Origin of the sequence: Paramixta manurensis, from assembly GCF_013285385.1 — a bacterium.
GTDB classification, from domain to species: Bacteria; Pseudomonadota; Gammaproteobacteria; order Enterobacterales; family Enterobacteriaceae; genus Paramixta; species Paramixta manurensis.
This window is the reverse complement of record NZ_CP054212.1, coordinates 493757-513275: the sequence shown is the minus strand read 5'-3', so window position 1 is coordinate 513275 and position 19519 is coordinate 493757. Positions and strand designations below refer to the sequence as shown.

General features: G+C 50.9%; 24 protein-coding genes. 13 read left to right on the top strand and 11 right to left on the bottom strand.

All coding sequences use genetic code 11. From position 1 onward, the window contains the following. The first annotated feature begins 9 nt into the window (after window positions 1–9). On the top strand, window positions 10–981 hold the full coding sequence (ispB, locus tag PMPD1_RS02530) for an octaprenyl diphosphate synthase (RefSeq protein ID WP_173632565.1): 972 nt from the start codon (window positions 10–12) through the stop codon (window positions 979–981). Between the two features lie 298 nt (window positions 982–1279). Next, window positions 1280–1555 (top strand): helix-turn-helix domain-containing protein, encoded by a 276-nt coding sequence (locus tag PMPD1_RS02525; protein WP_173632564.1) that lies wholly within the window; start codon window positions 1280–1282, stop codon window positions 1553–1555. An 85-nt stretch (window positions 1556–1640) separates the two neighbouring features. Here PMPD1_RS02525 and murA read toward each other — a convergent pair whose 3' ends face one another. From murA to mlaF, 7 genes are all read right to left on the bottom strand, one after another. Next, window positions 1641–2900: a UDP-N-acetylglucosamine 1-carboxyvinyltransferase gene (gene murA, locus PMPD1_RS02520; protein ID WP_173632563.1), complete on the bottom strand. Its 1260-nt coding sequence runs from the start codon at window positions 2898–2900 to the stop codon at window positions 1641–1643. 74 nt (window positions 2901–2974) lie between these two features. Beyond that, entirely contained in the window at window positions 2975–3229 is a 255-nt protein-coding gene (gene ibaG, locus PMPD1_RS02515) for a BolA family iron metabolism protein IbaG (RefSeq protein ID WP_173632562.1), read from the bottom strand. Window positions 3230–3345: 116 nt separating this feature from the next. After that, on the bottom strand, window positions 3346–3651 hold the full coding sequence (mlaB, locus tag PMPD1_RS02510; protein WP_173632561.1) for a lipid asymmetry maintenance protein MlaB: 306 nt from the start codon (window positions 3649–3651) through the stop codon (window positions 3346–3348). Next, window positions 3648–4283 (bottom strand): phospholipid-binding protein MlaC, encoded by a 636-nt coding sequence (mlaC, locus tag PMPD1_RS02505; RefSeq protein ID WP_173632560.1) that lies wholly within the window; start codon window positions 4281–4283, stop codon window positions 3648–3650. The genes mlaB and mlaC overlap by 4 nt, the downstream gene beginning before the upstream one ends. Before the next feature lie 10 nt (window positions 4284–4293). Beyond that, window positions 4294–4842 (bottom strand): outer membrane lipid asymmetry maintenance protein MlaD, encoded by a 549-nt coding sequence (gene mlaD, locus PMPD1_RS02500; protein ID WP_173632559.1) that lies wholly within the window; start codon window positions 4840–4842, stop codon window positions 4294–4296. 4 nt (window positions 4843–4846) lie between these two features. After that, window positions 4847–5629 (bottom strand): lipid asymmetry maintenance ABC transporter permease subunit MlaE, encoded by a 783-nt coding sequence (gene mlaE, locus PMPD1_RS02495; protein ID WP_173632558.1) that lies wholly within the window; start codon window positions 5627–5629, stop codon window positions 4847–4849. Window positions 5630–5633: 4 nt separating this feature from the next. Beyond that, window positions 5634–6449, bottom strand: a complete 816-nt coding sequence (mlaF, locus tag PMPD1_RS02490) for a phospholipid ABC transporter ATP-binding protein MlaF (protein WP_173636086.1) — start codon at window positions 6447–6449, stop codon at window positions 5634–5636. A 226-nt stretch (window positions 6450–6675) separates the two neighbouring features. On the opposite strand from mlaF, the gene PMPD1_RS02485 reads away from it, so the two are divergent. The 11 genes from PMPD1_RS02485 (at window position 6676) to npr (ending at window position 14769) form a co-directional block, all read left to right on the top strand. After that, window positions 6676–7656 carry a calcium/sodium antiporter gene (locus PMPD1_RS02485; protein WP_173632557.1) on the top strand — a complete coding sequence of 327 codons (981 nt, stop codon included), beginning with the start codon at window positions 6676–6678 and terminating at the stop codon, window positions 7654–7656. A 14-nt stretch (window positions 7657–7670) separates the two neighbouring features. Continuing rightward, the gene (kdsD, locus tag PMPD1_RS02480; protein WP_173632556.1) at window positions 7671–8657 is read left to right on the top strand and encodes an arabinose-5-phosphate isomerase KdsD; all 987 of its coding nucleotides are present in this window, start codon (window positions 7671–7673) and stop codon (window positions 8655–8657) included. Window positions 8658–8674: 17 nt separating this feature from the next. Beyond that, window positions 8675–9241: a 3-deoxy-manno-octulosonate-8-phosphatase KdsC gene (gene kdsC, locus PMPD1_RS02475; RefSeq protein ID WP_173632555.1), complete on the top strand. Its 567-nt coding sequence runs from the start codon at window positions 8675–8677 to the stop codon at window positions 9239–9241. Continuing rightward, window positions 9238–9816, top strand: coding sequence for an LPS export ABC transporter periplasmic protein LptC (gene lptC, locus PMPD1_RS02470; RefSeq protein WP_173632554.1), 579 nt, complete (start codon window positions 9238–9240; stop codon window positions 9814–9816). The genes kdsC and lptC overlap by 4 nt, the downstream gene beginning before the upstream one ends. Then, window positions 9785–10339 carry a lipopolysaccharide ABC transporter substrate-binding protein LptA gene (lptA, locus tag PMPD1_RS02465; RefSeq protein ID WP_173632553.1) on the top strand — a complete coding sequence of 185 codons (555 nt, stop codon included), beginning with the start codon at window positions 9785–9787 and terminating at the stop codon, window positions 10337–10339. Before lptC ends, lptA begins: the two co-directional genes overlap by 32 nt. Window positions 10340–10344: 5 nt before the next feature. Beyond that, on the top strand, window positions 10345–11070 hold the full coding sequence (gene lptB, locus PMPD1_RS02460; protein ID WP_173632552.1) for an LPS export ABC transporter ATP-binding protein: 726 nt from the start codon (window positions 10345–10347) through the stop codon (window positions 11068–11070). Window positions 11071–11118: 48 nt separating this feature from the next. After that, window positions 11119–12552, top strand: a complete 1434-nt coding sequence (rpoN, locus tag PMPD1_RS02455; protein WP_173632551.1) for an RNA polymerase factor sigma-54 — start codon at window positions 11119–11121, stop codon at window positions 12550–12552. 24 nt (window positions 12553–12576) lie between these two features. Further along, window positions 12577–12864, top strand: a complete 288-nt coding sequence (gene hpf, locus PMPD1_RS02450; protein WP_173632550.1) for a ribosome hibernation promoting factor — start codon at window positions 12577–12579, stop codon at window positions 12862–12864. Window positions 12865–13083: 219 nt separating this feature from the next. After that, a complete protein-coding gene (gene ptsN, locus PMPD1_RS02445) occupies window positions 13084–13566 on the top strand; it encodes a PTS IIA-like nitrogen regulatory protein PtsN (protein ID WP_173636085.1) in 483 nt (160 codons plus the stop codon). 79 nt (window positions 13567–13645) lie between these two features. Then, on the top strand, window positions 13646–14500 hold the full coding sequence (gene rapZ, locus PMPD1_RS02440) for an RNase adapter RapZ (protein ID WP_173632549.1): 855 nt from the start codon (window positions 13646–13648) through the stop codon (window positions 14498–14500). Further along, the gene (npr, locus tag PMPD1_RS02435) at window positions 14497–14769 is read left to right on the top strand and encodes a PTS phosphocarrier protein NPr (protein ID WP_173632548.1); all 273 of its coding nucleotides are present in this window, start codon (window positions 14497–14499) and stop codon (window positions 14767–14769) included. The genes rapZ and npr overlap by 4 nt, the downstream gene beginning before the upstream one ends. Window positions 14770–14823: 54 nt before the next feature. Here npr and mtgA read toward each other — a convergent pair whose 3' ends face one another. From mtgA to PMPD1_RS02415, 4 genes are all read right to left on the bottom strand, one after another. Further along, window positions 14824–15543, bottom strand: a complete 720-nt coding sequence (gene mtgA / locus PMPD1_RS02430; protein WP_173632547.1) for a monofunctional biosynthetic peptidoglycan transglycosylase — start codon at window positions 15541–15543, stop codon at window positions 14824–14826. Continuing rightward, on the bottom strand, window positions 15540–16193 hold the full coding sequence (gene elbB / locus PMPD1_RS02425; RefSeq protein WP_173632546.1) for an isoprenoid biosynthesis glyoxalase ElbB: 654 nt from the start codon (window positions 16191–16193) through the stop codon (window positions 15540–15542). Before elbB ends, mtgA begins: the two co-directional genes overlap by 4 nt. Before the next feature lie 233 nt (window positions 16194–16426). Further along, complete coding sequence (gene arcB / locus PMPD1_RS02420) at window positions 16427–18766, bottom strand: aerobic respiration two-component sensor histidine kinase ArcB (protein ID WP_173632545.1); 2340 nt, start codon at window positions 18764–18766, stop codon at window positions 16427–16429. Beyond that, on the bottom strand, window positions 18729–19004 hold the full coding sequence (locus PMPD1_RS02415; protein ID WP_173632544.1) for a hypothetical protein: 276 nt from the start codon (window positions 19002–19004) through the stop codon (window positions 18729–18731). Before PMPD1_RS02415 ends, arcB begins: the two co-directional genes overlap by 38 nt. Window positions 19005–19519: the final 515 nt, after the last annotated feature.

Below are 19519 nucleotides of genomic sequence, written 5' to 3'. Positions count from 1 at the left end.
AACAGACTGATGAACTTAGAACAGATAAATGAATTAACCGCGCAAGACATGGCGGCCGTCAACGAGACCATCCTTGAACAGCTGAATTCAGATGTTTCGCTCATCAATCAGTTGGGATATTACATTATCAGCGGCGGCGGTAAGCGCATCCGTCCGATGATTGCGGTACTTGCCGCGCGCGCAATCGGTTATGACGGTAAACAACACGTCACCATCGCTGCGCTAATAGAATTTATCCATACCGCGACGTTGCTGCATGACGACGTGGTTGATGAGTCTGACATGCGCCGAGGTAAAGCCACGGCAAATGCCGCGTTTGGTAACGCTGCCAGCGTGCTGGTGGGGGATTTTATCTATACCCGCGCGTTCCAGATGATGACGAGCCTCGGCTCGTTACGCGTACTGGAGCTGATGTCAGAAGCGGTAAATGTCATCGCCGAAGGCGAAGTACTGCAGTTGATGAACTGTAATGATCCCGATATTACGGAAGAAAGCTATATGCGGGTCATTTACAGCAAAACCGCACGCCTGTTTGAGGCCGCCGCGCAATCTTCCGCCATCCTGGCCAGTGCTAACGAAGCACAGGAAAAAGCGTTACAGGATTATGGGCGTTACATCGGTACCGCTTTCCAATTGATTGACGATCTGCTTGATTACAGCGCAGATGGACAAACACTGGGTAAAAATGTCGGCGATGACTTGAGTGAAGGTAAACCCACGCTCCCGCTATTGCATGCCATGCAGCATGGCAATGCCGAGCAAGCGGCAATGATCCGTACAGCCATTGAAGAAGGTAACGGGCGCCATTTGCTGGATCCTGTTCTGGAAACCATGCGTCAATGCGGTTCACTGGAATGGACGCGTCAGCGGGCTGAGCAGGAAGCGGATAAAGCGATTTCCGCTCTCAGTGCGCTGCCGGAATCTCCGTGGCGTAGCGCTCTTGAAGCACTGGCGCATATGTCAGTACAACGCGAATATTAAGCTCGTCCAGCCGGGCGCGCGACGACTAGTGTCGCCCGGCTCCTTATCCCTCTCTTTCCTGCCCCACTTCACCTTTCACTCATTTCAGCCCTTTTGCGATAAAAAACACAATTCCACACCCTCACACAAATTTTACTGGAAACTTATGGAAACTATCTGCTATAAAACCATCGTAATTAAAGCATATTACTCAATGATTTCATTTAGTAATAATGCTTACTCTTAAACTTAACAGTCAGTAAGAGTAAATTTTACATCTATTGTTTCCAAAAAATTGCACAGGCAAAAGGAGAAGATAATGGCAAACGTAAGGAATAGAGACTGGCATCCGGCGGATGTGATCGCCGCATTACGCAAAAAAGGGACCACGATGGCGGCAGTTTCTCGCGAGGCGGGGCTTAGCTCGTCAACGTTGGCAAACGCCCTGACACGTCCATGGCCGAAAGGAGAATGGATTATTGCGGAGGCGATCGAAGTTCATCCTTCCAAGATCTGGCCGAGCCGCTATTTCGATCCGGAAACACACCAAATGATCGATCGGAAAAAATTGATCCGCCGGACGCATACCTCCTGATCCAGCATGTTTCTTACCCATGAAAAAGCCCTGATTTCGCATTTGCCAAATCAGGGCCAGTTTTCAGATCGCGCGGGTTAGCGGATTATTCGCCTTTCACGCGCTCAATATTGGCGCCCATCGCCATCAGCTTATCTTCGATATGCTCATAGCCACGATCGATATGATAAATACGATCAACCAGCGTAATACCTTCCGCAATACAGCCCGCCAAGACCAAACTGGCGGAAGCACGCAGATCCGTCGCCATTACCTGTGCGCCCGATAACTTTTCCACGCCGTGGCAAATGGCCGTATTACTCTCAATTTCGGCATGCGCTCCCATCCGGATCAACTCAGGGATGTGCATAAAACGGTTTTCAAAGATGGTTTCGGTGATCACGCCGGTCCCTTCCGCCACCAGGTTCAGTAATGAAAACTGCGCCTGCATATCGGTTGGGAAGCCAGGGTGCGGGGCAGTGCGAACGTTGACCGCTTTCGGACGCTTACCGTGCATGTCGAGACTGATCCAATCTTCACCGGTTTCAATATCGGCACCTGCTTCGCGTAGCTTAGCCAATACCGCATCCAGCGTATCCGGGCGTGTATTGTGGCACACCACTTTACCGCCGGAAATTGCCGCCGCGACCAGGAAAGTACCGGTTTCAATACGATCAGGCAGGACGCGATACACGCCGCCGCCAAGCCGCTCAACCCCTTCGATAGTAATACGATCGCTACCGGCGCCCGAAATTTTAGCGCCTAATGTGTTGAGAAAATTCGCCGTATCGACAATCTCCGGCTCGCGCGCCGCATTCTCAATCACCGTAGTGCCGGTTGCCAGCGTGGCTGCACTCATAATGGTTACCGTTGCGCCAACGCTAACTTTATCCATCACGATGTGTGCGCCTTTCAGGCGGCCATCAACCGAGGCTTTGACATACCCTTCTTCCAGCTTGATTTCTGCACCAAGCTGTTCCAGCCCACTAATATGAAGGTCCACCGGACGCGCGCCGATTGCGCAGCCGCCCGGTAACGAAACCTGCCCCTGACCAAAACGCGCCACCAACGGCCCAAGCGCCCAAATTGAAGCGCGCATGGTTTTCACCAGCTCATAAGGCGCGCAGTAGATGCTGACATCGCTAGCATCCAGATGCACGGAACCATTACGTTCTGCTTTCACCCCCAGTTGGCTCAACAGCTTCATGGTGGTATCGATGTCCTTCAGTTTGGGGACATTCTGGATTTCTACCGGCTCTTCAGCCAATAAAGCGGCAAACAGGATCGGCAGCGCGGCATTTTTAGCACCGGAAATTGTCACTTCACCACTGAGCCGGGTCGGACCCTGCACACGAAATTTATCCATTGCAACTGTTCTCTGTCGTCAGATACTCAAAAGGCTGATGCCGGGCCACCGCCCGCGATGGCCGCGCGAGCAGCTTAAAAACCGTTTAGTTTACGGTCACGCGCCCATTCATCCGGCGTATAGGTTTTGATAGAAACCGCATGAATGCGATTATCTGCAATATATTCCATTAATGGCGCATACACGGTTTGCTGTTTTTTTACCCGGCTCAATTCGCCGAACATTTCACCCACGGCAATAACCTGAAAATGGCTGCCATCACCGGTGACATGCACTTCTTGCAAGGGTAACGCGCTCATCAGCACGGACTGAATTTCACTATTTTCCATATCATTTCTAATTCGGTTGATGATAAACAGGCTGACATCTTAGTTGAAAGCGCATTTATCTTAAATAAGCAAAAAGCCCCTGCCAAAGCAGGGGCTAGTGGAATGCTTCACCACCACTATTGTGGTTTTGCAGCAGAAACAATGATCTGCTGTAAGTTATACAGCGTAATTAACGAATGCAATTTATCCGTCACGCCGTTAAAGAGCGGTGTTTTACCAGGCTGCTGCGCCATCTGCCGGAGATGGACCAACAGCGCCAACCCGGCAGAATCAACCCGTTCCAGCGCCGACACGTCGATAATGTCGATCTGCTTCATTACCGTCTCGCGTTGCTGCCACAGCGAGATTAGCGTTTCACGATCAAGTTCGCCTTGCAGGCACAGTGTCTGCCCCTCAACATGCCAACGCAATTGCCCGGTCATTGCTTATTCTTATCCAACGTAATCGGCTGCGCCGCGTACGATTTCAACTGCTCAGTCAGGCCATCAATGCCTTTCTGGCGTAACGTATCGCTCCACTCATTTTGTTTGGTGGTGATCATACTGATCCCTTCGGCAATCATGTCATATGCCTGCCAGTCACCGGTACGGGTGTTTTTACGCCACTGAAAATCCAGACGAACCGGAGGACGGCCGTTTGGATCGATAATGGTCACCCGGATCGCGACAATGTTGGCGTCGCCAATCGGCTGCTCAGGCGCAACCTGATAAGTTTGGCCATTATACAGCGCTAAAGCTTGCCCATAGGCCTGCGCCAGGTAATCGCCAAACGCCTTAAAGTAGGCTTCGCGCTGCGCCGGGGTAGCTTCTTTATAATAACGGCCCAATACCAGCGCACCTGCATACTTGATTTGTACGTACGGCAGTAGTTCTTGTTTTACAACGTCGCGCAGATAGTTCGGGTCCTGCTTGATTTTAGGTTGCTCGTTTTTTAAGCGGGTAAAAGTTTTAGCCGCCGCCTCATTCATCAGCTTATACGGGTTACTTTGATCGGCAGCAGTCGCCGCTAACGGCGCTATCGCCAGCAGCGCGACCATCAAAAAACGTTTAATCATATCTGACCTCTTATGGTTGTTCCGGTGCGGCAGGAGCAGGTTGCGCACCCGATGGCGGCGCGTTCTGCTCTTGCTTATTCTTGTCATCGCCGTTCCCGCTCTTATAGAGGAACTGACCAATCAAATCTTCCAGCACTAGCGCGGATTTGGTGTCACGCAATGTATCGCCATCTTTCAGGATCGCAGTCCCCATTTCCGGATCGTCAAAACCGACGTTCAGCGCCAGGAACTGCTCACCTAATAACCCTTGGGTACGAATCGCCAATGAGCTGGTATCAGGTAACTGGTTATATTTATCGTCAATTGCCATGGTAACGCGCGGCGAATAGTTTTTGGGGTCGAGAGAAATGTCGGTAACACGCCCAATAACCACACCACCGATTTTTACCGGCGAACTGACTTTCAGGCCGCCAATATTGTCGAAAGTCGCATAGAGTTTCCAGGTGGGCTCAGTACCCAGCGACTTGAGATCGGCCACGCGCAGGCAGAGGAAAATGACTGCTAACAGCGCCAGCAGCATAAACGCACCTACCCAAATTTCACTTTTCTTGGTTTGCATTGCTTCAGTTCCCAAACATCAGTGCCGTCAGCACAAAATCCAGACCGAGCACCGCCAGCGATGAATGCACCACGGTACGCGTTGTAGCCCGACTAATCCCTTCCGAGGTCGGAATGGCGTCATAACCGTTAAACAGCGCAATCCACGTCACCGTCACGGCAAAGACGGCGCTTTTAATCACGCAGTTAAGAATATCGGTTCGTATGTCGACTGCGCTTTGCATTGCCGACCAGAAAAAGCCGGGATCAATACCTTTCCAGCTTACGCCAACCAGCGAACCGCCCCAAATCCCTACCGCGGTGAAAATCAGCGCCAGCAGCGGCAAGCTAATGAACCCCGCCCAGAAGCGCGGCGAAACCACCCGACGTAATGGATCAACCGCCATCATTTCCATGCTAGACAGTTGCTCCGTCGCCTTCATCAAGCCAATTTCCGCCGTCAACGCAGAACCGGCACGGCCCGCAAACAGCAACGCAGTGACCACCGGGCCTAACTCTCGCAACAGCGAAAGCGCCACCAGCATACCAAGGCTGGTTTCGGCGCTATAGGTGGTTAACACCAAATACCCTTGCAAGCCAAGCACCATGCCGATAAACAGGCCGGAAACCACGATAATCAATAACGAAAGCACACCTACGCTATATAGTTGTTTGATCACCAATGGCCCATGCTTACGAAACTGGGGTTTCCCCACCAGCGCATGAAACAGCATCAGCCCTGCCCGACCAAATGCCGCACAGGTATTAATTCCACGCCTTCCAAAGGATGACAGCGCACGTAGAAACATCAGTTTAGTTACTCCCCGAGCCGGTGAGATCCGTCAGATAATCTCCGGCAGGAAAACGAAATGGCACCGGCCCATCCGCAATGCCGTCAATAAACTGACGTACGCGAGCATCATCGTTTTCCTCTAGCGCCTGAGTCGTTCCTTGAGCAATAATTTTTTGTCCGGCAACAATATAGGCGTAATCAGCAATGCTCAAGACCTCCGGCACATCATGTGAAACGACAATACAGGTCACGCCGAGTGAGTGGTTCAATTCATCGATCAGTTTCACCAACACGCCCATCGTAATCGGATCCTGACCCACGAAGGGTTCGTCAAACATAATCAGCTCAGGCTCCAACGCGATGGCGCGCGCCAGCGCCGCGCGGCGCGCCATCCCGCCAGAGAGTTCCGAAGGTTTTAAATACGCCGCCCCGCGCAGCCCTACCGCTTCAAGCTTCATCATTACTGTGCTGTGCAATAGCGGCGCCGGTAGCCGCGTATGCTCACGCAATGGCCAGGCGACATTTTCATAGACGGTTAGATCGGTAAACAGTGCGCCAGACTGGAACAACATGCTCATTTTTTTTCTCGCTTCATATAAGCGAGAGCGCGATAAAGCGGGGATATTTTCACCGTTAAACCAGATTTCACCCCCATTGGGCTGCAACTGACCGCCAATGAGGCGCAGCAATGTCGTTTTCCCAATACCTGAAGGCCCCATAATGGCCGTTACTTTTCCCTTCGGGACCGTCAGCGAAATATTATCGAATATCGACCGCTCTCCGCGTGAGAAGCTCACGTTGCGGACCTCGACCAAATTCGTTTGCCCCTGATTCATCATCACCTCTTTCCCGGTATCAGGCGTACTAATTTACTGTCGATAGTAGCGTAAAGCAGGCATCAGACCACACTTTTACAGAAACTTACCGCCAATGTGTGGCGAAAACCGGCATACGTTTTACTTTTTGCTCACAGACCGTCAAAATCATCGCCATTCTACGTTGCTCTGCCCGGAAAACGTCACGTTACATAACGGACAAGTGTATCCGATCAAAGGATTCTTCATGCTTTTAGCTACCGCGCTGTTAGTCATCGGTTTAGTTTTACTGGTCTATGGTGCCGATCGACTGGTGTTCAGTGCTGCCATATTGTGCCGTTCTGTTGGCGTTCCGCCGCTGATTATCGGAATGACCGTGGTTGGCATTGGAACTTCATTGCCTGAACTGATTGTCTCCTTTTCCGCCGCAGCGCACGGACAACTGGATATCGCGGTGGGGACCGCGATGGGCTCTAACATTACCAATATTTTGCTGATCCTCGGCGGAGCCGCCCTGCTTCATCCCCTCACCATACATTCGAATCTGGTACGACGTGAACTGCCGTTAATGCTGCTGGTGACGTTACTATGCGGTGCCATACTGTTTGATAGTGAGCTTAGTCGCCTCGATGGCGTGGTGTTGATTACCATCGCGGTACTTTACCTTCTGTTTATTATTCGCATTGCGCGTCGGGCAGAGCGCGAGAATAACGATACGCTGACGCGCGAGCAATTGGCCGAGTTGCCTCGCGACGATGCCGGCAACCGGGTCGCCTTTTTATGGCTGGCGGTTGCGCTGATTATGCTGCCAATGTCAACGCGCATGGTGGTGGACAATGCGACGGTGATCGCCAACTATTTTGGCGTCAGCGAACTGGTTATTGGCCTTACCCTTATTTCGGTCGGCACCAGTCTGCCGGAGTTAGCGACCGTGATCGCAGGCGCATTAAAAGGCGAAGATGATATCGCCGTAGGTAACCTTATCGGCTCAAACATTTATAATATTGCGATTGTGACAGGCCTACCGGCGTTGGTTTACCCCGGTAGTATTGATGAAAACGCCTTTACGCGCGATTACTGGATCATGCTGGGCGTCAGCGCATTATTTACCCTACTTTGCCTACAGCGCCGTCGCCGTATTGGGCGCCGGGCTGGTATCATTTTACTCTGCGGTTTTATTAGCTGGGTCGCGGTACTGTACCTGGCGCCATTTAGCCTCAACGGATAAAGGACTGAATACCCATGTCTCATATCAATCTTGAACCGGGTTTTGACTTTCAACAAGCCGGTAAGGACGTTCTTGATATTGAACGCCAAGGGCTGGAGCAGCTCGATCAATACATTAATGAGGATTTTAGCCGGGCATGCGAAATGATGTTCTATTGCCAGGGCAAAGTCGTGGTCATGGGGATTGGTAAGTCAGGCCATATTGGAAAGAAAATGGCGGCGACCTTCGCCAGCACCGGTACACCGTCCTTTTTTGTCCATCCGGGCGAAGCCAGTCACGGTGATTTAGGCATGGTGGGGCCTGGCGATGTGGTGCTCGCCATTTCCAATTCCGGCGAGTCCGGCGAGATTTTGGCGCTAATTCCGGTACTCAAACGTCTACAGGTTTCTCTCATCTGCCTGACCAGCCGCCCGGAAAGTAGCATGGGCCGCGCGGCGGATATTCATCTCTGTGTTAAAGTACCGCAAGAAGCCTGCCCGTTAGGTCTGGCGCCTACCTCCAGCACCACGGCGGCGCTGGTAATGGGCGATGCGCTGGCCGTGGCGTTACTCAAGGCACGTGGCTTTACCGCAGAAGATTTCGCGCTGTCACACCCTGGCGGCGCGCTGGGGCGTAAATTGTTGCTGCGCGTCAGCGATATTATGCATACCGGCGATGAAATACCCCATATCAGTCAAGATGCATCGTTACGCGATGCACTGCTGGAGATTACCCGCAAAAACCTTGGTATGACGGTCATTGTTGACGATTTAATGAAAATTTCCGGCGTGTTTACCGATGGCGATTTACGGCGGGTGTTTGATATGGGCATTGATTTTCAAAATGCCAGCATCGCCAGTGTTATGACACCAGGCGGGATTCGTGTGCGGCCCACAATGTTAGCGGTGGATGCACTAAATTTAATGCAAACCAAACACATTACATCAGTAATGGTGGCGGATGGCGACCAGCTGGTCGGCGTCGTTCATATGCATGACATGCTACGCGCTGGCGTGGTGTAAACAGGAACAAAACAGTAATGAATTCGGATAAGGATATGATCGATACCTGCTATGGCGCGGTGAGCCAGCAGGTCATGTCACGCGCACAACAAATTCGATTGTTGATTTGCGATGTCGACGGTGTGATGTCCGATGGCTTGATTTATATGGGTAATAACGGCGAGGAGCTGAAAGCATTCAACGTGCGCGACGGCTATGGTATTCGTTGCCTGCTGACCTCGTCGGTGGAAGTGGCTATTATAACCGGTCGGAACGCGAAACTGATGGAAGACCGTTGTAAGACGCTGGGCATTACGCATCTTTACCAGGGCCAGTCGGATAAGCTTTTGGCCTTCAACGCACTTCTGGATAAACTGTCGCTGAGCCCGCAACACGTCGCCTATATTGGCGATGATCTGATTGATTGGCCGGTGATGGCCAAAGTCGGCCTGAGCGTGGCGGTGGCCGACGCACATCCACTGCTGCTGCCGCGCGCGCATTATGTGACACGTATCGGCGGCGGACGTGGCGCAGTACGTGAAATTTGCGATCTGATCTTGATCGCACAGGACAAGTTTGATGATGCCAAAGGGCAATCGGTATGAGTAAAACCAGGCGTTGGATTACGCTGCTACTGGCATTAATTGCCATTATTTTGATCGGCTGGAATTTAACCAATACCGATGACGGGGCAAATCCGGCGGCGGACAATAGTCAGGAGCCTACCTACACCAGCGCCAACTCGCATACGGTGGTCTACAACCCTGCGGGCAGCCTAAGCTATAAGCTAGTGTCCGATAAGGTGACCTATTTTTCTGCTGACGCGATAAGCTGGTTTGATAATCCGGTGATGACAACCTACGACGAAAACAAAGTCCCAACGTGGTCAGTACGGGCAGATAAGGCCAAACTGACCAATGACCGGATGCTTTATCTGTACGGGCATGTAGAAGTCAACAGCCTGACAAAAGACGCACAGCTTGAGCGCATCAAAACCGATAACGCTCAGGTTAACCTGGCGACGCAAGATGTCACCTCTGACGATCAGGTTACGCTTTATGGCAGCAGCTTTACCTCTACAGGTATGAAGATGCGCGGGAACTTACGGACGAAAACTGCCGAGTTGATTGAAAAGGTCAAAACCAATTATGAAATCCAAAATGCACCACAACAGCCTTAAGCTACTGCTCGTCAGTGCCTTGCTGGCCACCAGCGTTCCGGCGTTTGCCTTAACCGGTGATTCGGATAAACCGGTGAATATTGACTCCGCTAATCAGGCGCTGGATCTGCAGGGTAACGTCGCCACCTTTACCGGCAACGTGATTGTGACTCAGGGCTCGATCAAAATCACCGCAGATAAAGTCGTAGTAACGCGCCCAGGCGGCGACAGCCAAAAGACCATTGTCGATGCTTACGGTAACCCCGCAACATTTTACCAATTGCAGGACAATGGTAAGCCGGTGCAAGGTCACGCACAGAAAATGCATTATGAACTGGCGAAAGACCTGGTGGTGTTAACTGGCGATGCCTATATCGAACAGCTTGATAGTAACGTGAAAGGCGATCGAATTACTTACCTGGTGAAAGAGCAGAAAATGCAGGCTTTCAGTGAAGGTAACGGTAAACGCGTCACTACCGTACTGGTTCCTTCGCAGCTTCAGGACAAAGGCAACCAACCTAACGGCCAAAAGAAGAGTAACTAATTAGTATGGCAACACTAATCGCGGAAAACCTGGCGAAAGCGTATAAAGGCCGCCGGGTGGTAGAAGACGTCAGCCTGCAAGTTAAATCAGGCGAGATTGTCGGTTTGCTCGGCCCGAATGGCGCCGGTAAAACCACCACGTTTTATATGGTGGTGGGTATCGTCCCGCGTGATGCGGGGCGTATTATTATTGACGATGAAGATATTAGTATTCTGCCACTGCATGCGCGCGCGCGACGCGGCATCGGTTACCTACCGCAGGAAGCGTCCATCTTCCGTCGCCTAAGCGTGTATGACAATTTAATGGCGGTGTTACAGGTGCGCGATGATCTGACCACCGAACAGCGTCATGACCGCGCGGATGAGCTGATGGAAGAATTTCACATCGAACATCTGCGTAATAACATGGGGCAATCGCTATCCGGGGGCGAACGGCGCCGCGTCGAGATTGCGCGGGCACTGGCCGCTAATCCGAAATTTATTCTGTTAGACGAACCCTTTGCCGGGGTCGATCCCATCTCGGTCATCGACATTAAAAAAATCATCGAACATTTGCGTGATAGTGGGCTCGGTGTGCTGATAACCGATCACAACGTGCGTGAAACGCTGGCGGTGTGTGAACGCGCCTATATCGTAAGCCAGGGTCATCTTATTGCGCATGGCACGCCGGAAGAAATACTGGCGGATGAACAAGTTAAGCGAGTGTACTTGGGTGAAGAGTTCAGACTCTGATATGGTGTCTGTTATCCGAATGTTTTCTCAGGAATTTGTATTCTGAATATGAAGCAAGGTTTGCAACTCAGGTTAAGCCAACAGCTTGCGATGACGCCGCAGTTACAGCAGGCCATTCGTTTGCTGCAACTTTCTACGCTTGAACTTCAACAAGAGATCCAACTGGCGCTGGAAAGTAACCCCCTACTTGAGCAAACCGACCTCCACGAAGAAGTGGATGCACGCGAGTATCAGGAAAATGAAGCGCTGGATACCCGGGAAGCGCTTGAACAAAAGGATATGCCGGAAGAGTTACCGCTGGATGCAACCTGGGATGAAATTTATACCGCCGGTACGCCTTCAGGAACCGGGGCCGATTATCATGATGATGAGCTACCGGTTTACCAAGGTGAAACCACCCAATCCCTGCAAGATTATTTGATGTGGCAAGTTGAGTTAACGCCGTTTACCGATACCGACCGGGCGATAGCCACATCCATTGTTAACGCCGTCGATGATACCGGTTATCTGACTGCGCCGCTGGAAGAGATTCGTGACAGCATTGGCAGTGATGAACTGTCGCTGGAAGAAGTCGAAGCAGTACTGAAACGCATTCAACGCTTTGATCCCGTAGGCGTTGGCGCGCGTGATTTACGTGAATGTTTGCTGGTGCAACTCTCGCAATATGCCGCAGATGCGCCCTGGCTCCGCGAGGCTCGTTTGATTGTCAGTGAACATCTTGATTTACTGGCTAATCACGATTTCCGCACGCTAATGCGCGTCACGCGGCTGAAAGAGGATGTGCTGAAAAACGCCGTTCAACTTATTCAGGGGCTGGACCCACGACCCGGCCAATCCGTGAATACCAGTGAACCGGAATATGTCATTCCGGACGTGCTGGTACGTAAAAATGGCACCCGTTGGGTGGTTGAACTCAATGGCGATAGCGTTCCCCGTTTGAAAATCAATCAGCACTACGCTTCGCTCGGTAGTTCGAGCCGTAATGATAGCGACAATCAGTTTATTCGCACGCATTTGCAGGAAGCCAAATGGTTAATTAAGAGCCTGGAAAGCCGTAATGATACGCTGTTAAAAGTCACGCGCTGCATCGTCGAACAGCAGCAGGCGTTCTTTGAACAGGGTGAGGAGTTTATGCGCCCGATGGTACTGGCAGATATCGCTCAGGCCGTCGATATGCATGAATCAACGATTTCGCGCGTTACGACGCAGAAATATTTGCACAGCCCACGCGGCATTTTCGAATTGAAATATTTTTTCTCCAGCCACGTCAACACCGAAGGCGGCGGCGAAGCCTCTTCGACGGCGATTCGCGCGCTGGTGAAGAAATTAATCTCGACGGAAAATCCTGCGAAACCCTTGAGTGACAGTAAACTCACCACAATACTCTCTGATCAGGGCATTATGGTGGCACGTCGAACTGTCGCTAAATACCGAGAGTCTTTATCTATCCCGCCATCGAATCAGCGTAAACAGTTGGTTTGAATCGTTACTGAGAAGGAAGACACTATGCAGCTCAATATTACCGGGCAACATGTTGAGATAACCGAACCGCTACGCGATTTCGTGAATAGCAAATTTGCCAAACTGGAACAGTACTTTGACCGGATCAATCAGGTTCATATTGTGCTGAAAGTGGAAAAGGTGCAGCAAATCGCCGACGCCACTTTGCATGTTAACGGCGGTGAGCTGCACGCCACCTCAGAAGCAGAAGATATGTATGCGGCAATTGACGGTCTAATCGATAAGCTGACACGTCAGTTGACTAAATATAAAGACAAGTTAAAACAACACTAAACTTCACCTTTGCATAATGAAGATGACGGGCAGGTTTACCTGCTCCTGCAAGTAAACGGAGACTTGCAGTGACCGAAAATTTTCGGCCTGTCGGGGCGAGATTCTCGCCCCGATTTTTCATTAAGGCATAATGCCACCAATTAGTTGCTGCTTTTCTCGTCGTAAGGCGCGTAAAGTGGTGCAATGCACCAGGCATGTGAACACGTAAGTGAACCTATGATGAACAACGATCTCACACTGGAACTCAGCTCTGTCCTCAATCTCGCCTGCACCCGAAGCGGCGTACATTGCCAGAGTAAAAAGCGGGCACTGGAAATTATCAGTGAATTAGCGGCTAAGCAGCTTAACTTACCGCATCAAACCATTTTTGAAGCCATTCTGACCCGGGAAAAAATGGGCAGTACCGGCATCGGTAATGGTATTGCGATCCCGCATGGCAAACTGGAAGAGGACACTCTGCGCGCGGTTGGCGTATTTATCCGTCTCGACCAACCGATCGCTTTTGATGCGATTGATAACCAACCGGTGGATCTGTTATTTGCCTTACTGGTGCCGGCCGATCAATGTAAAACACACTTACACACGCTTTCGCTGGTTGCGAAACGTTTGGCCGACAAAGCCGTCTGCCGTCGTTTACGCTCGGCGCAAAGTGATGAAGAACTCTACGAAATTATTACCGAGAGCCCGGGAGAGAATCCCTGATTCTTTCCCGCTCGAATGTTTTGCCTGACTAGCACGGCCTTTTCCGCCGGGCTGTCGGGTTAAATCAGGAGAAAATTTAATGGTGCTGATGATCGTCAGCGGTCGTTCTGGCTCAGGAAAATCGGTGGCACTGCGCGCGCTGGAAGACATGGGGTTTTATTGTGTCGATAACCTACCGGTAGTGCTGCTGCCTGATTTGGCGAACTCACTGGCCGAGCGTAATATTTCTGCTGCAGTTAGCATTGACGTACGAAATATGCCGGAATCGCCGGAGATCTTCGAGAAAGCCATCACGCATTTGCCCGCGAGCTTTTCACCCCAGTTGCTGTTTCTCGATGCCGATCGTAATACGTTAATCCGTCGCTATAGCGATACCCGCCGCTTACATCCGCTTTCCAGCAAAAATTTGTCGCTAGAGAGCGCCATTGATGAAGAAAATGATCTGCTGGAGCCGCTGCGTTCGCGTGCCGATCTGATCATTGATACCTCAGAAATGTCAGTACATGAGTTGGCGGAAATGTTGCGTACCCGTCTGCTTGGGAAGCGCGAGCGCGAACTCACCATGGTGTTTGAGTCTTTTGGCTTTAAACACGGTATTCCTATTGATGCCGATTATGTGTTTGACGTGCGTTTTTTACCAAACCCGCACTGGGATCCCAAACTACGTCCGATGACCGGCTTGGATCGCCCTGTCGCCGCGTTTCTTGACCGACATACTGAAGTGCATAACTTTATTTACCAAACTCGTAGCTACCTTGAGCTGTGGCTACCGATGCTGGAAACCAATAATCGTAGCTATTTGACAGTCGCAATCGGCTGCACCGGCGGTAAACACCGCTCGGTCTATATTGCCGAACAGTTGGCTGACTACTTCCGCTCACGCGGTAAAAACGTTCAGTCTCGTCATCGCACGCTGGAAAAACGCAAATCATGACCGTAAAGCAAACCGTTGAAATTAAAAACCGGCTGGGTATGCACGCTCGCCCAGCGATGAAGCTGTTTGAATTGGTACAAAGTTTTGATGCGGAAGTCTTGCTACGTAATGAAGCGGGCACTGAGGCAGAAGCCAGCAGCGTGATTGCGCTTTTGATGCTCGACTCCGCCAAGGGCGGCCATATTGAGGTGGAGGTGAGCGGCCCGCAAGAACAGCAAGCGCTCGACGCGGTGATTGAGCTATTCAATGCGGGATTCGACGAGGATTAACCTCGCCGGAAACGCTATACATCCTACAGGTCAGGTCTGCCTGATGCCTGACCGCTATAACAATTTATTGGCGCGCAAGAACCCTTCACCGCCCAGTTGGCGCATTTGTCGCATAATCCATTGCTGGCGTTGGCGGATATAGCCAGACGGCGCATCCGCCCTAAAACGTATCGGGTTCGGTAACACCGCCGCCAGTAGCGCCGCTTCCGCCATCGTCAGACGACTCGCCGGTTTATGAAAATAGCGTTGTGAGGCTTCCTCCACGCCAAATACGCCATCACCAAACTCCGCCACATTGAGATACACCGTCAAAATACGGCGTTTGGTCCATACAGTTTCAATCCCGACCGTTAATCCCGCTTCTAAACCTTTACGCACCCAACTACGTCCATCCCACAGGAACATATTTTTAGCCGTTTGCTGCGAGAGCGTAGACGCGCCACGTATCCGACCATTTTCCTTATCCAGCGCCGATTCAATCGCATCAACGTCAAACCCCCAGTGAACAGGAAACTTTTGATCTTCCGAAGCGATAACCGCCAGAGACATCCAGGGCGAAATATCGCCCTTACCGACCCAATCGGAATGCGCGACATAGTGAAAATCCCCTTGCAACCAGGCACTGATTTGCCGCTCAACCATCACCGCAGAAAACGGTACCGGCAGGAATGAAAACAGCAAAATGCCGGCGATCCATAGGCCCAACACGGTCAATATCAGGCGTAATGCCCAGCTTTTGATGCGAGGCCATAAAACGCCCTTACGCTTACTCATGCAGTCATATCCATCACGTGTTTCACTAGCTTATCAATTCCCTGTGCCGTTTCACTTAACGAACCGGTTAGCAGCCCTGCCGGGGTAGTAATAATTTTATGCTCAGCATCAACCACAATATCATCCCCGGGACAGGGGACGTAAATTGCCCCCATTTCTTCAATCACTTCCGCCAGTTCGGAATCGGTTCCAATGGTAAGGCGTACCGCTGTATCCGCTATTTTTGTTCCTAATACCGATGCAATACCAATGAGGCCAATTGGTTTACTCTGCTTATAAATTTCGCGTGTAAGCTTTTGCAAATTTCTCTCAATCACGGCGTTTTTACCCGCCAAAGCAAAGTCGCTAAGAATTTTTGCCGCCCCCAAGCCACCTGGTACGATCAGCGCATCAAGCTGAGCGGGATCCGCATCGCCGATAGGGAAAACCTTCCCACGAGCCAGCCGCGCCGCTTCCACCAACACTTGGCGAACTTCCGACTGCTGTTCCCCGGTAATATGATTGATTACATGAGGTTGGGCCATTTCCGGCGCCAAGAAAATCGCCGAAGCGCCAGCGCGTTCAATTGCCAGTAGTGTTAATACGGTTTCGTAAAGTTCGCTGCCGTCTAATCCGCCACAACCGCTCAAAATTACGCCAATACACCGCATAAATTAATTCCTTACTTGACTGTGTCAGCAAATTAATGTTTTCTGTGTCGAAACGCTGCTCCATATCACACATTTTAATGAATCTTGTAACAGGCTGTATGTGATTTGCTAAGGTGTTTCTGAGCAGTATCCAATACCTAGCTTGTGCCGCTGACTATAACGTTGAAAATGGCATGAGTGACCCTTTTCCCTGGTGTTGGCGCAGTATTCGCGCACCCCGGCTTCGGCTGGGGTCATTTTTTTTCAGCTTCCCGCTGTTTCACCCATTCACGTAATACCGCGACGTCAGGCTGCCATTCACGCTTCAGTTCCTCGATCCACTCTTGCACATTATCCCACCAGGCGGGCAGTTCGGGGCTTTGGATCTGTTTTGCCAACTGCTGCAAATGTTGTAGCCCTACCGAACCGGCTGCACCTTTAATTTTGTGCCCCTCTTCCGCAATGCCTTTTTGATCGCGCGCCATCATGTTGGAATCCAGCACCGCAAGATAACCCGGCATCATCTGCTCGAACATATCAAGACCCTGGGTGATCAGTGACGGGCCAACCAGTTCGAGATACTGTTCCAGCATCGGTAAATCCAGTAAGGCCAGTTTTTCTTCATCCACGTGATTCCCCTCCCCGTACTCTTGCTGTTGATAATCCCAAAACTTTTTGATCATCGCCGTTAATGCCGGAACCGCTAAAGGCTTGCTTAGCACGTCATCCATGCCGGCATCCAGATACTCTTTTTTGTCTTTCAGCACGTTGGCGGTGAGTGCGACTAAAGGCGGTAGGCTGCGATCGGTAAAACGTTGATGTAATTCACGCGCGACATCAAAACCGGTCATATCCGGCAACTGAATATCCAGTAGCACCAAGTCATATTCTTCATTCGCAAACATCGCCAGCGCATCGCTACCGGTCATCGCCACATCAACGCTATTACCCAGTTTTTCCAACACCGAACGCGCCACAATGACGTTCAACTCAATATCCTCTACCAACAAAACGTGTAATGCAGGCAGCGGCATTTCATCTTCCGGTAGCTCATCTTCTACTTCTTCAGCAACTCGCGGCGCGCTCACGGTGACGGTAAAGCATGAGCCCTGACCCGGAGCGCTGCGGACCGTAATATCGCCGCCCATACTTTGCGCCAGGCGTCGTGACACCGCCAGGCCAATACCAGTGCCGGTGGCTGGCTTACCGCCATGCTGATCTTTTACCTGATAATACATGGCGAAGATTTTATCCTGTTCATCCTGTGGGATACCCATCCCGGAATCTTCCACCTCGAAGCGCAACCGCTGGTCCTCTTCGTATGTCACACGTACCACGATTTCGCCTTCGCGGGTAAATTTCACCGCGTTACCGATTAAATTCCACAGGATCTGGCGCAGACGCGTACCATCCGTAATGACTTTATGCGGTAGCGGTAACGTAGGGGCGAGCACAAACTTTAATCCTTTCGGCTGCGCCAATAGGCCAGAGAGGTTTTCCAAATCGGCCAGAAAGCCGGTGAAATCCACCGTCTGGTTATCAAGCTGTACTTTACGACGTTCGATTTTATCCATCTCAATCACGTCGTTAAAAATATTCCCAAGCGTAATGGCCGAGACGTGAATGGTCTTCAGGTATTTGAGCTGCTCCGCGTTCAGTTCGGTGTCGAGCAGAATGCGGCTCAAGCCAACAATGCCGTTAAGCGGCGTACGCAGCTCGTGACTGATTGTCGAAATAAACGTGGTTTTCTCCCGGCTGGCGTTCTCCAACGCGTCCTGATAGCGCTTACGCTCGGTAATATCGCGCCCAAAGCCCATCAGCCCGCTACGCTTACCAATTCGGTCATAATAGGGCACTTTGCGGATTTCAAAACAGGCTTTACGTCCATCAGGATATTGCAGCCATTGCTCATAGGTCAGCGACACATTATGGCGAAACACTTTCTCGTCGGTTTCCTGCACCTTCACGGCGGTATCCGCGTCGTAAACCTCATCCGGGGTTAGACCAATCAACTGCTTTTCACTTTTTCCGGTCAATAACTCCATTGCGCGGTTACAGCCGGAAAATTGTTGATCAATATTGCGGTAGAACACCAAGTCGGGGGAAGCATCAAGAAATGAACGCAAGAAAGAGGATTGTTGTTCCAGCTCGATTTGCGCCTGCTCGCGCCGCGCCATCTCCTCTTTTAGTTTATCGACCACCTGCAAACGCGCTTCTTCAGCCTTAATACGATCGGCAATCTCTTGGTTGAGCCGCGAGATGGTCTCTTTCATCTGCTGGTTAAGTTCAAGATCGCGGTTGCGCATCTCCTCCAGTTTATCCACCAGACGCGCCAGACGCTGCCGAGACTCTTCCAGTTGCTCAACCACCACCGAAAGGAAATAAACCGCCCACGGCGTGATGAGCAGCCCGAAAAACACCGAGCGCACCATATCAATGCTTTCGACATGACCGCGCAGCAGCATGGTGACGGCCATTTGCACGATCATGGCTAACACCACCAGCGCCGAGGCCAGCAACAGCGAAAAACGTACCAGCCCCAGTTTTACCATCAAATCAACGTAATACTGCGCCAACAAGCGAATTTGCTTCATAACAGCTTCCTTTCGGATCAATGCCCCAATCATATCGCATTTCCCGCCGAAGGGCGCAATGCCAGCAATCGGCGGCAGCCGGTTTATATTTTCGTTGGGTAAAACTATTGACTAATTTCGTTAACTGCATAATCTTGAGGACCGCTTTTCTTGATGTACTTCTCATAGCAACAGGCGTTTTTTCAACGTGATGGCGATAACCTTTCGTCGGCTTGGCTTTTTCCAAACGAATAATCATTCATCTTTAGCGCGCTTTTAATCATTTTATGCACGATTAATTTTACTAATGATCAGCCGCTATTTAATTCAAATAGACCGTCATAAGAAAAACAGATGCATCCTGCAATTAGAGGGCATTAAGTAGCAGATAATACTGCAATAATCATCATTACCAGCATGGTGCGGAGATTTAGCGCCTACACGATAGTGAGTCAGTTCACATTTATTCCCCTTGCACGAAGGTGCCAACTGTAAGAGTATCGGAACAATAAATAATATAATTCAATAACATAAGTGATTTAAGCTGTTAAAAACCACCAGTAAGAACGGTATTTGACCTCTGTTCGCTTTCCCGATAAGTTGGAAATCCGCTGGAAGCTTTCTGGACGGGTGTTCCACTCGTCATATTTATGCAGTAATTGAGATTCCCTCTGAAGCAAGTCCGCAATACTTGTGACACCGATGCCAAAGGCCATGAAAAGAGGGGCGACAACTCAGGTAAACGTAAGTAACGCGTAAGCCTGTCGCCTGCCC